This window comes from Paraburkholderia sp. CI2, from assembly GCF_014201055.1.
Lineage (GTDB): Bacteria > Pseudomonadota > Gammaproteobacteria > Burkholderiales > Burkholderiaceae > Paraburkholderia > Paraburkholderia tuberum.
The window spans coordinates 119,617-133,550 of the sequence record NZ_JACHDL010000025.1 but is presented as its reverse complement, the minus strand read 5'-3'; the positions used below and the strand labels follow the sequence as shown (position 1 = coordinate 133,550).

The window sequence follows — 13,934 nt, the reverse complement described above, 5'->3', positions numbered from 1 at the left end:
GCGCCGCCCACCCCAAAAACATAAGAAAAGCACCGTAAAACCCGACATTTCAATCTAGTGCAAACCCCGACATTTGAACTTGGCGGGGACATGTGTTGTAGCGGCAATATGAGAATGTCGGGTTTCATAGGATCAACGCAAAGTTGCTATGGAATTCTCCCAAAATCCACCGAATGTATTTTGATATCGCCGCATCGGGGCTTTTCGACAAATAAATCGTGCATTAGATGGAACAAAACGCGCTGAGGTTGTTTCGTAGAGACTTTAGGTGGAGTCGTCGTTTTCCCGCGCCCCCGTCAGTTGTGATCAAACAGTGCGCCGGAGTATAAATGCGCGGTCTGCCGTCGAAAGCGTTTTCGCCATCCCGGCGAACCCGCCCGTCAGCTTCTTAAGGTGACTTCCAAGTTAGCGTCACGCGACATCTCGGCAACTTCGACGACGAGCGCCGTGTGCAGCGGCGCACTCCGATCGACTACATCAACGTTCAGGCACACGCAGCGCAACGCCGAATATCGTTCGACTAGCACTATCTTCATGCCCGGATCGGCGGCGCACACTTCTCAGAAAGGGGGAAATCCGATTAGTCTCGCGGCACGCTCCACCTTTCCGGGACCTGAAACATCCGCACCCACACTCTCTTATTGCCATGCCGTGAGCTCCGAGGCATGCCCACACGCCCTCATGACGACTCTTCAAGTGCACTGAGCTCCGCGAGCGTTATCGGCTTTAGTGGGGGCCGCACGCGTTGGAAACCAACCGCAGCAACGGAGCGACATTGCGCAGATGCAAGCAAATTAGCAACGGTGTAGCCGCATTGACGACCCTGACACGGGCCCATGCCCGCGCGCGTGAACGCTTTTAGCTGGTTCGGCCCCGGCTGGCCGAGCTGCGCGGCCAGCCGTACATCGCCAGCGGTCACCTCTTCGCAACGACAGACAATCGTCTCATCGGGCGGCGTGAAAATCTCCGTACGCGGCCGATAGATCGAATCAAGCAGAGGCCGCATCGCCAGCTCATGTCCGAGCCGCCGATGCAGCGGCGCTGCAAGCTCGCTTGCGCGCTCGACTGAGAGTGCGCCCGAGGAAAGTGCGACGCCGGTAGCAGCAAGTTCACCGCGTGTGCACGCGGCTTTCGCGCCGCCGATGCCGGCGCCGTCGCCTGCGACATAGAGACCAGTCATGCTGGTTTCACCCCACGTATCAACTTCGGGCTCAAAGCAAAGTTGTGCTTCGTTCCATCGATGGCTGCATCCCATCGCCTGAGTGAAGTGGATAGACGGCACGACGCCTTCATGAACCAGAAGAATGTCGGCAGCCACATCGCCCGACAGCCCGTTCTCGGTGCGATAGACAATCTGTTCAAGACGGCCGATACCGAAAGCGCGAAGGCTACTGACGTTTCGAACAATGGGGAACCCCCTCCCGCGCAATCTTGCCGACCACAGTAGCCCCTTAAGGAGATCATGCCAGCCGTCAACTGCACCACGTAGAGTCGGAAGGCCCCGACGGAGGGCGCCGCGGGGAGTCGTGTCAAGCCAACCTGCAATCCTACCGCCGGCGTCGAGCAGCTGGGTCATGTAGAGCAGTGGCAATGGACCACTACCGGCTATCCAGACGGGTTGATCGGGTATCTGGTGAGCGCTTTTATGCAGAATCTGCGCGGCGCCGACTGTCATTACACCCGGAAGCGTCCAACCTGGGAAAGGCATGGGCCGTTCCTGTGCGCCCGTCGCTAGTAACACATGGCGCGCGCGAATACTTTCGGCGCCATCCGCGCGGCTCAAAAAGACAATCCACTCCCCGGAACCGGCGGGTTTCCCTGGGCTAGGCGCTCGCTCGATCTGCCATACACGGGTCTCCGGCAGGTAGTGCGCACCGCATTCGCGAAAGTTCTGTACCACTGCCGCGCCTGCGCTGTACGCAGCGCCTAACCCTTGATGAACACCACGTCGGACGTTTTCTTCGATGGCGCGCCATATCTGACCGCCCGGTGCTGGCTGTTCGTCTACGAGGATCGTGGTCATTCCAAGACGAGCAGAACGTATTGCGGCACTCATGCCGGCAGGTCCTGCACCTACAATCAGAATATCGAACGTTCGCATCACAAATGCACCTCACCACCAGGAAGATCGCCACCACCGTCGTCTGACTCAGCGATCGCCTCACTGAGATTGCGGCGACCGTGTTGGCGTTGGATGCGCATCCCGTCGCGCACGATCGTCAGACAGGTCTGCGTGGACGCTACACCATCGACGACAGCAAGGCATTCGAAGCACACACCCATCATGCAAAAAGGTCCGCGTGGACTGCCGCTTCGCGGCGTGGTGCGAGCGACGGGGTTGTCCTCGCGCACGAGGACTGCCGCCACGGATTCGCCTCGCTCGGCGTTCACACGCCTGCCGTCGATCGATACCGTGACCACGGCGTCCTCGGCGGGACTAGATAACTTGCGAAACATCAAAGCGCCTATGATGGAAGAACTCGAAGTTTTCCGGCAGTACGTTGCGCGCGAGAGCATCCGCAACTGGTCCAGCATGAACCGCCGCGAGGGTGATGCCGGAATGACAGAGCGCGATCCAAGCACCAGGATACGTTGAAGATTGTGCGTACACAGGATGCCCGTCCGGGGTGATGATGCGCAGACATGCCCAATGCCTAACAAGGCGAGCCATAGCAAGGTCCGGCAAAATTCGTAGGGCTCGCTTTGTCATCTTGGCGGCGGTGAAGGTAGTAGTACCGAGATCCATACCGACTTCCTCATGACTTACACCTATCATTACTGTACCGTCGCGAGTCTGGCGAATGCCGCTAGCGGGGAGGCGCAGAATTGGGTCGAGCCGTTCAGTGACCAGCAGCTGGCCACGCTGGGGACGCAACGGGACGTCGAGCGCCACCATTGCCCCCAGGGCTGTGGAACCAAGCCCGGCCGCAATGATCAACTGTCCCGTTTCGAAACAACGCGGACCTGTCGAGGTTTGCGCATGAACACGAAAACTACCGTCAGGACACGGCTCAATCTTCGACACCGTGTGATTGCCAGCTAGAGTGCCGCCACGTAACTCAATGGCTTGCTGCAGCGCCCGCAACAGCTTAAGCGGATTGCAATGGCCATCGGCAACGCCAATTCCAGCCCCCACCACTTCCCGCCCGAGCCGTGTACCAGGCAGCAGCCTTTCTAATACCGATCGATCGATCATGCGCGAACACGGGTCGATTTTCGGGCTTTGCGCATTCCAGCTCGCGAGGAATTCGGCTTCCTCTTCAAAATCCGATTCACTTAGGCAAAAGCGCAAGCAGCCATCGTTTTCATACTCGACATCAATGCCAGTTTCATCGTGCAGCGCTGTTGCGAAAACGGACCAAAGTGCGACGCTCTCGCGTGACAGCTGCTGGTAGCGGGGCGCGCCATATCCCTTCCCGTATGCGCCGACAAGACCGAAATTCGCTTTCGACGCGCGCGGGTCGCAATCACCCCCGTCGAGCACAAGCGCACGCTTCCCTCGCCCCAGCATCCCGTGCGCCAATGCGCAGCCGACAACACCGCCGCCAACTATGATGACGTCATGGTTTTCGCGTATCAAGCCCGCCTCTTTTCCTGAATGATTTGGTTAACTCTATGATCGTCGCAGCAAGGCGTCAAAGTCGAATTTCAAGTACGAGGTATTCTCAGCGGTTATGGTCCAAAACGCGGGCGCTCCCGGTAGGCGATAGAACTCCACGAAAAAACGGCGAGCGATTTCTCGAGCAACGCTCGCTCACCAGATTCTTCAACGAGGCGGTAGCCATCGCTGAGCGCACGGGCCGACTCTCAGGCAAACAAACCAGCGCGGACGACACGCTAAACCACGCGTGCCCATGGAATTACGAGAATAGAGTGCGACGACCGCTTCCATCACGACAACAATCTCGGCAGCACGGGCGCTCACAAAAGCCCCAAACCCAGCAACGAGACGCCACACTCCATGATTGGTCCCAACGCATAATGCAAGCGTACGGCGTTGTATAATTCGCGCCGACCACACTCGACGCTCGAGTACGTCAGCCGCATGACGTTCGAGAAAACTGGTTCGCCGCCCAAGAGGGGCGAGCCGCGCAAATCTCTCAGCTATGGGATTCGCCAAACAGGGGCAAGGTCATGATTCAATCAGCCACTGCCCGGCCGGCGGTTATGTTTGCCAGGTCTGAGCGCCCTCAATCCGTCTTCTCGCGAACACTTCGTCTTCATGCCCGCATAAGGCATCCCGCACTATTTGGTGAACTCATCAGTACGATGATCAATCTCAGCGTTCTGCTAGGTTTGCTTTGTCGCCGACTCACCGAATATCTCCGTCCACGCCTCTTCCGCAACCTGTTTAGCGCATCGTTCATACTCCTGAACACGCTCGATGTTTTTCGCCAATCTCGCATGACAGAAATGAAAATACTCGGGAATATCGGGCTTGAACCGCCTGATATCTAAGCGACAGCTCATGTCGATGACAGATAGGGGATGTACCAAGGAAATCCCCAGTCCCGCAGAGACGAATTCACACAGGGTGGGCGTAGTTTCGCTTTCTAGCACGACGTTGAGGTCGACGCCGTAGGAACGGATAGCGTCATTGAAAGCACTAGTCGTCCGGTTATCTGCCGCATATCCGATAAAAGGGATTCCCTCAATATGCTCGGGGGTGATAAATTCAAGTTGGCTCAGCGGGTGTCCTTTTGGCATGATGCAAACTAACGGGCTCTCCATGATAGGCGTCACCACCGAATTTGGGCTGCTCATCAAGCTCGTTGTGAATCCAACGTCCATCTGACGCGTGGCGACGCGATCCGACACAATGTTGGACGCTCGCATATGGATCGTCGGACGAACGTCTGGACACCGAGAGAGGAACATCATCGTCGCCCGCCTGATGAATGATCCGGATAATTCCGGAAGCACTCCGATAGCAAAGTGACTCATGTCCTTCCGCCGGATGATTGCGATCGCCTCTTCAATTTGTCTTAGACCAGCAAATACTCGATCGACTTCACCGTACAAGCGCATGCCTTGTGCCGTCGCAGTTAGTCGGCCTTTAACTCGTTCGAACAGTAGAAGACCTGTCTCCTCCTCAAGGTGGACTAGCAGTTTGCTCACGGCAGGTTGGGTCACATGAAGAACCTCGGCCGCCCGACTCACCGTGCCTTGCTCGATGAGAGCTTTAAATGCCTCTATCTGCCGTAGTTGAAGTTGTCTTTTCATATGCCGGTTGCTTTTTCTAATGTCATTCCTAGACTAGGAAAATGCTGATTAATGTGCGGCCCGTTCGGCATGCAGAAGAACAGGCATCGAAATTTCCGGATAACGAATCGAATCGGCGCTCATTTCGGTGAATTTGGCTCGTAAACGAGCCTCTTGGTTTCCTCGCGCTTGTCGACGCCGAATTAGCCCGCGTCGCCGATCTGTCCTTTTGAGGCTGTGAAGAACGCTTGTTCCGACGGTCGCAGCGTTTACCCGGCACCGCTGAGCGTCCCTGCTAGCAGTCACTTCCATATGCAACCCATTTTCGGCTCCTTGGATTCCGGGTGGACAATGCAACTCGCTCGCTGTATGCAACGGTAGCCACAGCTTGCGGACGATCCTCAACAAGCGGAGACATTTTTGTCATTTCTTACATCGATGACCGATGAGTTTCCGAACTACGCGGGCTACACAAATACCGTTCTTAAACGAACTGGATCTCCGACAAGCTTTCCGTCAAACCACGCATGTCGCCTCGTCTGGCGTCCGAAATGGCCCCGACCACAATGTTCTGCTGCTCGGGAGTGGCAACGAAACGCGTGGCCTGTCGAAACTTATCCTCGAGTTTATCCCACGGAAGACCGTTATCCTTCGGGAAGGTAACAGGTGAAACAAAGCGCTGATCCCCGCATGTGACCGTGACACGGGCCGGCAGCATGCCGCTTTCCGCATAGATCTTGTCCAGCTCCGGACTTAGCGAAAGCTCCACCTTGTGTGAAAGCGCAGTGACAGAGGGATTGTTTAGGACATCGCCAGTCAGTGGCAACAGAGCCTCGTGACCGTAGTACGCGACCAACGCGAGACAGTATGGATGACTATACTGAACATCCATTATATCTCGAGGTTCTTTCCAGTTCGAAATGCGTAAGGCCGGTCCGTATGTTTCGACCTCAATCCTGTCGATATTTCGACCCACTAACCGATGTTCTTTGATCAGCTCGATTAATGCATCAAGCGCACCGTGTAGATGCCTGCAACAGCAATACGGCTTAAAGCCCGTCGTGCGAATGTACTGGTAAGAACCGAGGTCTAGATCGTTCGGAAAATTGTAGTAACGCGTTGCGTCCAAGATATTGCGGGCGCCGTGAAATCCGTTCTGCGCTGATGCAAGCGACTCCAAGCCGGTCACGACAGCCCACGTGATGCCCTCCTTGACATGGTTTGGCTCGGGATGCGGTTTTCGGGGAGCGGGAGCGCTCGCCAACGACTGATTGGGTGCACTTTCCCCTGCAATCGCCAAAGCGTGTTCAATCACCTCGCGGGAGGACCGGCGAAGCGCCGCAGCCGTTGCGACGACCGCATAAGGCGCCCACGTACCACTACTTCCGTAGGCGCGCGCAGCGCTAATCGCTGTACCCACTTCATAACCGATGACAATCGCATTTAATAGCTCTCCCAAGGTGGCTTTCGTCTCTTTGGCGACGGCAATGGCTGTTGGAATGACGGCAGCTCCAGGATGGCCCCGAGATGCCGGCGTGTCATCGTCGAGATCTAGCGCAGAACCGGCGGCACTGTTTGCCCAAGCAGCTCCAATGACGGAACTGGTCTCTCCCGTGAACCAAATAGGAATGTCGCCAAGAGGTCGCGTTTCGTGAGCCGTCTTTCGGATCGCAACGGCTCCCGCCTGCCCAACTCCAGCGCCAACAGCACTAAGCAGATCCAGGATACATTTGAGCGCGAATTCCAGCGACTCTTCTGGAGCTCGATTTTCCCGCGCCTCCACGATATAAGCGGAAAATTTTTGGACGATCCCGCCTTGGGGATAACGCTCGTCCTCGATCACATTAGTCGTCATGGTGCCTCGATAACATCAATTGAACATTTCGAACTTGATAGTTGGCTGCAAGTGACACTTTAATGCGCAACACCGCAATGTCCGCCCACGATCCAGCTTTTCTGTCGGCCTGCCATAATCGACGCAGCCGGACACTCTTCAAACATCAAGCCGTCGGCCATGAGAAAAAAGCTGTACACAAGGGCCAATTACCCTCGTGTACCCGGACGGAGCCGCCCATAACGGGACAATGTCGGTTCGTGCCGTCAGGCCACTTCTACGTCGTCGAACTGTTGATGCGTTCATGGGCGACGGACACCGTACCGAAGTGCTTAATGCATAGCCGCTGCAGCAGAAGATCCGAACGTGCCGCGATCGCGTCTCTTCGGACTAATCCGCCTTTCGATCATGAATATAACTCTGCTGATAAGAAAGTTCATGCTGAGATATATGCAGCCAGCTATCAAAAATACCTCCAGGGGGCGGTAGCTTTCAGAGATGATTTGCTTAGCCACTCCTGTCACTTCGACTATGGTGATTGTCGACGCAAGTGACGTTGACTTGATCATAATCATAAGTTCACTTCCATAAGCTGGGAGTGCTTGCCGCATTGCAATCGGGAAGACAATTCTGCGGAATAAAAGGACGCTCGACATGCCAATTGACCGCGCCGCTTCAATTTGTCCCCATGGTACTGACTGAACACCACCACGAATGATTTCGCTGGTGTATGCCGCAGTGTTCAGCGACAGAGCCAAAATCGCACAAAACCACGCATCGCGAAATAGCGCCCACAGGCCGAGGTGTTCCAAGACAATTCTAAACTGCCCCGATCCATAATAAATCAGGAACATTTGCACCAGAAGCGGCGTGGACCGCACTACATATACGTAACCATAACCGAGAGAAGCCAAAAGTCTACTGTGCGAAAGCCGAGCCAATGCAACTGGGACCGCAAGCAGAAAACCAACAAAAAGCGATACAGAAGCCAATGCGACGGTCGCAGGAACCGCCGCAAGAAGCTTGGGAAACGACTCATATATCAGCTGAAAATCCATCACCGACTCCTTACGCCGCGGTTAGCCCACTTCTCTGCTCTCAGAAATCCCTGGTTCGAAATCGAAGAAAGCAAAAGGAAAATCACGAAGGCGACCAGATAAAACGTGAACGGTTCTTTGAAAGATCCAGCTCCGATGGCAGCTGTGCGCATGATTTCAACCAATCCGACGACGGAAATGAGCGAGGTATCCTTTAACGCCAGTTGCCAGACATTCCCCAGACCGGGCAAGGCGAATCTCGCGGCCTGTGGGATAAGAATCCGACGAAGTAGCACTGCCCGCTCCAATCCCATTGCCACTGCCGCTTCAATTTGTCCTGTTGGAATGGCTATGACCGCCGCCCGTATGACCTCTGTCGCATAGGCGCCGGCACTGATGCCGATGCAGAGCACACCGACTGCGAACACGGGCAGTTCTATATAACCTTCGAAGCCGAAAACAGCGTTCGCGACATAGCGGAGCAACGTATCCCCACCAAAGAACACCAGAAAAATTATCAGCAGCTCGGGAATTCCGCGTACGACCGTCGTATAGACGTCAGCTAGAAAACGCAGCAAACTGAAGCGAGAGAGTTTTGCCGCGGCAAAAACCGAGCCGAGCAAAATGCCGACGGGAAATGAACACACCGCGACGGCAACGGTCATAAGGGTGCCACGCGCAAATTCATCAACCCACGCTGTGCTTCCCCATGCGAGCACTGAAATATCCACTTTCATTCCCCATCAAATTGAGTTCGGCTATGCATAAACGACCGTATTCACTTACCTATTCCTTCGGCGAATTGTCGAAGCCGAACCACTTGATGGCAAGTCTGCGCAGGCTGCCATCCGAAATTGCTTCCCCGATCGCCTTGTCGAACATCGCACGTAGTTGATCGTCATTTTTGCGAAATCCAACGGCCACTCGGCTGCCGAACGGCCCGTTCGTCATACTAGGGCCAAATGTCCGCAGGTTCTTGCCGTCGGGCTTGTCCATCAACGGCTTGAGGAAATTGAAGGAAACCATTCCCGCATCAATTCTCCCCGCCGTCAAGTCGAGCATCATGTCATCCGTGGTGTCATATGTCGAAACTCTCACGCTCGGCATGAACTTCTTCATGAATGTCTCGAAGTTGCTGCCCACCTGTACCCCAACGGTTTTTCCCTTCAGAGCGGAGGTGATTTTTTTTATCGCTGACTCCTCATCAGCATCAAATTTGTCTAAATTCAGATTTGATGGCGATATTTTGAGAGCGGTTAGATCGCTCGCCGATGTGGTGACGAAAACCATCGGAGTGGTTACGTACGGCCTGGAAAATGAGATAACCTTTTCTCGGGCGGGTGTGATCCCTATTGCAGCCATAATTGAATCGAACCGACCGGACAAGAGAGAGGGAATTAGGCTGTCATAGGCCTGATCGACGATTTCGCACTGCAATCCCATCCGTCGGCACAAGTCGCTAGCTACATCGATCTCAAAGCCAACCATCTTGCCGCTCTTGTCCTTGAAGGCATACGGAGCATACGAAGCTTCGGTACCAATCGTGATTCTCTTGTACTCCTTGGCCATAACAGGGTCGCTGAGCATCAATGCAGCAGACAGCATTCCAATAAGCACGCCGATTTTCAGGAACTTCATGAGCATCTCCTGGACTATGTCCTATCTTCTTCGTTTTACGATTCTCGGAATTTCAATATCGCGTTTTAAGTCAGTCAAAGTACACGCGAGAGAAATTCACGACATCTCGGCGATGCTGGATTTTTGAAAACCTCTTCTGGCGTCCCTTCTTCCTCAATGCGTCCCCTTTCAAGAAAGATCATCTTGTTGGAGACATCACGAGCAAAACCCATCTCATGAGTTACGACTATCATCGTGCGCCCCTCTTCCGCCAACTTCCTGATGACTTTCAGCACTTCTCCCACTAATTCGGGATCGAGTGCGGAGGTCGGCTCGTCGAAAAGGAGCGCAGCCGGTTGCATCGCGAGCGCACGTGCGATGCTTACTCGTTGCTGCTGCCCACCAGACAACTCGGATGGGTAACACGCGTGCTTGTCCGCAACGCCAACTTTCCCAAGGAAATCCATTGCCCTATCGCGCGCTTCGTTCTTTGGCAGCTTCAGCACATGGACTGGCCCTTCCATCACATTTTGCAGCACGGTCATATGGGACCACAAATTGAAGCCCTGGAAGACCATACCGAGTTGCGTGCGCATCTGGTCAACTTTCTTGCGATCCATCCCGACGACGCGACCGGTTGCGTCGGTTTCCACGCTGATCTCGCGCTGCCCCACCGCGATGCGGCCTCTGGTAGGGATCTCAAGGAGATTCATGCATCGCAAAAACGTACTTTTTCCCGACCCAGAACTACCAATTAACGAGATCACGTCGCCCCGCTCAGCCTGAAGCGAGACCCCTTTGAGCACTTCGTGAACGCCGTAACTTTTGTATATGCCATCGGCTACGAGAGCCGGTGTTTTATGGCCCACCATGCCGATCGTGGTCCCGCCCGCCTCTGGGGTCATTGACAAGGCGTAACTCGCAGATTGGTACGCCGATCGAAGTGCATTAGCCACCTTCATCTCATCTCCTCATGACTGAACATCTCAGGTTTGACATTTACGTCAACCTGAGAAGAATTATCGTTATAGATATTAATTAAACGTTGTACTGCCTTGCGCTGTCGGACCTGCAATGAACGCGATGGAAGCGCCAGGCACACTCGACGGACGAAAAAAGGCGGCCGGCCGGTCGTTCGCTCGATTTACGCCCGTCTCAGCGCCCAGCGATTGCGGATAAGCTCAGAATACGTATGCCCAAATTGGGTGTCAAAGTCGAGTTGAGACACGATGGTATTCCTCCGGGTTATACCACCTTGCGTTACATCGGGTACGTTTGCGGGTCGCATGAGCGCATGTTGAGGTTGCGCCCCAAGACTTCGGTCGCGTGCCCGTTCTGGATTTGGCACAATTTGCACCGCATACGCAATGCGAGCATTCTGATGTCAAGGAGACCGCCGCACCCCTCCGAAAATGGCCGTCTCCAGGCGCCAACGCATCACAGAACCTTCCGTGATCGAGCCCCTTTTACTCTTCGATCCAATTTAACGATCGCTTGAGGGTCGAAATTGTTCCAAGGTTTTCGTTTGCCTTCGGCCGATCGGCAGGGCGCCCGCAATTTGACTACCAATGTCATAAGCGACCAATGATCTCTTGACGGGCGAGGTAGGCGCTGGCTTGCCTCGGCCTGCCAGCGATGCGGCAATAATGCGGCGATGGGCTGGCCCTCGTGGGCAGGCGCGTGAGGACGTCCTTGAGATTGCGTGCGGGTCTTGCCTATTGAGTTGCGCGAAGCGTAGTAAGCCACCGGCCGATACGCGCGTCTTCGCCGGCGGTAAAGCGCACGAAGCTCGCACGGCTGTAGCCGAGGCGGCATACCATTTGCCCCCGATATGTCCCTCTAACGTAAATACACACGGTGCGTAGTCGAGCTTCTCCCGGATGTCTTCGCCGATTCGCACGCATTTCATCACCGAAACGATGATGAGGCTAACCTCAATCCTTGAAGTTATCCCCCCCAAAAATCATATTATTAGAGCTTCTTAGGCATTCGGACGCGCAATACTCTTTTCGAACGAAGTACTCATACAGGCCTTTAACGGCTCCAAGTCAGCTTTTGAGCGCAGTTCTTCAACCGCGGCGAGCAGTTGCTCCTGCTGCGCACCAGTGGCGTGAAACCGCGTCGCCGCAACGTACTTTGCCTTGAGTTCGTCCCAAGAGAGGGAGTCACCGGCTTCGCCGCGTGGCTCGGTAACCTCCGATACATACCGACGTCCCCCGCACACGATTGTGACTCGCGCGAGTGTTCTGGCAGGGAATTGTTTATCAATTTCGGCGTCGACCGTTAGCGAGACCTTGTTGGCGAGTGCGCTCACTCCCTCGTAAGTTAAGCAGTCTATCGTGAGGGGCAAAAGCGACTCTCGTCCCGCGAGGGCGGCGAGGGCCACGCAATAAGGGATGCTGTACTGAACGTCAACAAGGGTAGCTGGGCAGGTCTGATTCGCGATGCGCAGCGCGCCGCCGTACGTCTCGATGTCGATCGCCTCAATCGCCTTCGCGTCGAGTCGATATTGCTCGATCAGCCTCAGGGTGGCTTCCAAGGGCGGGTGAACGTGCCGGCAGCAGCAATAAAGCTTGTAGTAGGCGTTGCAGATATGCAGAGACTCCCCGAGGGGCGATACGTCGGCAAACCTATAGAGCAGACCGCTGTCAAGTATGTTCCGGGGACCGGTGAACCCGCCTTCTGCGAGATCGAGCGCGAGCATCCCGGTCACTACGGACCATGGTATGCCTTCCTTAATGTCGCTGCTCTCCGGTGTTGGGAAGGAGAGCGGTGGCGCGCTCATGAACGACGAATTGGGCGCGCTTTCGCCTGCGATAGCCAACGCATGCTCGACTACACTACACGAGGCACACCTCAAGGCCGCGGCAGTTGCGACAACTGCGTAGGATGACCACGTACCTGTCGTACCGTATGTTGTACGGGCCGCAGCGATCGATACGCCGACTTCATAACCGATGACAATTGACGCAATCAAATCTTCCAGACCGGCTCCCATTTCAGCCGCAACCGCAAAGGCCACCGGAATGACCGCCGCGCCCGGGTGCCCGCGCGCGCGTCGATGCCCGTCGTCGAGATCTAGCATCGACGCAGCCGCGCTATTCGCCCACGCAGCACCGACGACCGAACTGCCCGTTCCAGTGAACCACATCGGTATATCGCCCGATCCCAGATATTTACATGCTGTCGCGCGAATCGCGACAGCACCTGGCTCGCTAGCCCCTGCCCCCACCGCGCATAAGAGGTCGAGGATGCGTTTTAGCGCAGATTCCCTGGCAACCCCGGACACCCGCCTACCGCGAGCTTCGACGACATAAGATGCAATACGATGAATCGTGCTTTGCTGCAGAGAAAGCTCGTCATCAGGCGGAGAATTGTTCATGACGTTCCAGAATTATGTGACCGACCAAACGTGCGTAACGCACAAATCCATGTTCAAAATGATTGCACCGCGTGCGACCGCCCAGGGATCCGATGGAAGCCCCTGGTCGTCGCCACGGATACGACGGACGGGTCGTAACGTCTCCAAGGGGACTCGAAGCTTTGTCAATGAGCATGCGAGTACTTGCCGTGAAAAATCGGAATGCCGCTTTTCGCAAGTAACCCGAACCCGACCACCTCTGGCAACATCTACGCCGATCTGCGACGCCCGACCGTCCTTAATAACAATTGTGCGCTGATGCTACTGCCAACCCTCCCGATGCTCACTCGAGTGACGAGACATGTTAGGCGCGTCTCGTCGAAAAATCAAAGTCCGATTTTCAAACGTCAACATTCCAGAAGGTTATAGCGCTGCATTGCTTTCTCCCGAGCATTTAACGAAATGCAGGGTCTATTGGCGAGTACATCGTCTCTGCATAAACGCCAGGAAAAGGCGAGGATATGTCGGTGCACTACGGACGGGATGCCGTTTTTGTCCGGGACCGAAGCCCCTTTCCACGCGCAGCGTACCGAATGATGCACTGATCTCGACGTCCAGCGCGGGAGATCACGAAGCTGCAGACGTTGCTGAAACGATGAAGACAAATGGCTTGGAGCAAAGGTGCGAGGTGAACTGCCTGAGTTGCTCGCTTCCCTAAAGGCAACTCCACACCCATAACCTCCCAGAATACATCCACGATCAAACCGGACTTTGACACGAGATTTTTGCCTCTCTATTCTGAGCCCCATTAGCTTTGCTTCTCACTGGATAAGACGGAACTTGCCTTTTCTGCCGCAGTTTGATGCAGCCAATAAAAGCCTTT

General features: G+C 55.2%; 10 protein-coding genes and 1 pseudogene. All 11 read right to left on the bottom strand.

The window, feature by feature from the left end; translation table 11 throughout:
• Positions 1–679: 679 nt before the first annotated feature.
• The 11 genes and pseudogenes from HDG32_RS28465 to HDG32_RS28420 all read right to left on the bottom strand — a co-directional run bounded on the left by HDG32_RS28465 (position 680) and on the right by HDG32_RS28420 (position 13,072).
• A complete protein-coding gene (locus HDG32_RS28465; protein ID WP_184072385.1) occupies positions 680–2,101 on the bottom strand; it encodes an NAD(P)/FAD-dependent oxidoreductase in 1,422 nt (473 codons plus the stop codon).
• Positions 2,101–2,457, bottom strand: a complete 357-nt coding sequence (locus tag HDG32_RS28460; protein WP_184072383.1) for a (2Fe-2S)-binding protein — start codon at positions 2,455–2,457, stop codon at positions 2,101–2,103. Before HDG32_RS28460 ends, HDG32_RS28465 begins: the two co-directional genes overlap by 1 nt.
• Positions 2,438–3,580, bottom strand: coding sequence for an FAD-binding oxidoreductase (locus HDG32_RS28455; RefSeq protein WP_221307893.1), 1,143 nt, complete (start codon positions 3,578–3,580; stop codon positions 2,438–2,440). The genes HDG32_RS28460 and HDG32_RS28455 overlap by 20 nt, the downstream gene beginning before the upstream one ends.
• Positions 3,581–4,290: 710 nt before the next feature.
• Positions 4,291–5,223, bottom strand: coding sequence for a LysR substrate-binding domain-containing protein (locus HDG32_RS28450; RefSeq protein WP_184072381.1), 933 nt, complete (start codon positions 5,221–5,223; stop codon positions 4,291–4,293).
• Between the two features lie 463 nt (positions 5,224–5,686).
• Positions 5,687–7,057, bottom strand: a complete 1,371-nt coding sequence (locus HDG32_RS28445) for an MmgE/PrpD family protein (RefSeq protein ID WP_184072379.1) — start codon at positions 7,055–7,057, stop codon at positions 5,687–5,689.
• 311 nt (positions 7,058–7,368) lie between these two features.
• Positions 7,369–8,094: an ABC transporter permease gene (locus HDG32_RS28440; protein WP_090811259.1), complete on the bottom strand. Its 726-nt coding sequence runs from the start codon at positions 8,092–8,094 to the stop codon at positions 7,369–7,371.
• Positions 8,094–8,810 (bottom strand): ABC transporter permease, encoded by a 717-nt coding sequence (locus HDG32_RS28435; protein ID WP_221307892.1) that lies wholly within the window; start codon positions 8,808–8,810, stop codon positions 8,094–8,096. Before HDG32_RS28435 ends, HDG32_RS28440 begins: the two co-directional genes overlap by 1 nt.
• Before the next feature lie 49 nt (positions 8,811–8,859).
• Positions 8,860–9,711, bottom strand: a complete 852-nt coding sequence (locus HDG32_RS28430) for a transporter substrate-binding domain-containing protein (RefSeq protein ID WP_184072378.1) — start codon at positions 9,709–9,711, stop codon at positions 8,860–8,862.
• Between the two features lie 74 nt (positions 9,712–9,785).
• Positions 9,786–10,562, bottom strand: a complete 777-nt coding sequence (locus tag HDG32_RS28425; RefSeq protein ID WP_184072406.1) for an ABC transporter ATP-binding protein — start codon at positions 10,560–10,562, stop codon at positions 9,786–9,788.
• Positions 10,563–11,316: 754 nt separating this feature from the next.
• Positions 11,317–11,422, bottom strand: a pseudogene (locus HDG32_RS37310) (transposase domain-containing protein); the annotation flags it as partial.
• Positions 11,423–11,671: 249 nt separating this feature from the next.
• Entirely contained in the window at positions 11,672–13,072 is a 1,401-nt protein-coding gene (locus HDG32_RS28420; protein WP_184072376.1) for an MmgE/PrpD family protein, read from the bottom strand.
• Positions 13,073–13,934 lie beyond the last annotated feature (862 nt).

Coding starts and splice junctions, on each gene's coding strand:
- HDG32_RS28465 (WP_184072385.1), bottom strand. CDS start 2,101: ATGCGAACGTTCGATATTCTGATTGTAGGTGCAGGACCTGCCGGCATG.
- HDG32_RS28460 (WP_184072383.1), bottom strand. CDS start 2,457: ATGTTTCGCAAGTTATCTAGTCCCGCCGAGGACGCCGTGGTCACGGTA.
- HDG32_RS28450 (WP_184072381.1), bottom strand. CDS start 5,223: ATGAAAAGACAACTTCAACTACGGCAGATAGAGGCATTTAAAGCTCTC.
- HDG32_RS28445 (WP_184072379.1), bottom strand. CDS start 7,057: ATGACGACTAATGTGATCGAGGACGAGCGTTATCCCCAAGGCGGGATC.
- HDG32_RS28440 (WP_090811259.1), bottom strand. CDS start 8,094: ATGGATTTTCAGCTGATATATGAGTCGTTTCCCAAGCTTCTTGCGGCG.
- HDG32_RS28435 (WP_221307892.1), bottom strand. CDS start 8,810: ATGAAAGTGGATATTTCAGTGCTCGCATGGGGAAGCACAGCGTGGGTT.
- HDG32_RS28430 (WP_184072378.1), bottom strand. CDS start 9,711: ATGAAGTTCCTGAAAATCGGCGTGCTTATTGGAATGCTGTCTGCTGCA.
- HDG32_RS28425 (WP_184072406.1), bottom strand. CDS start 10,562: ATGGTGGGCCATAAAACACCGGCTCTCGTAGCCGATGGCATATACAAA.
- HDG32_RS28420 (WP_184072376.1), bottom strand. CDS start 13,072: ATGAACAATTCTCCGCCTGATGACGAGCTTTCTCTGCAGCAAAGCACG.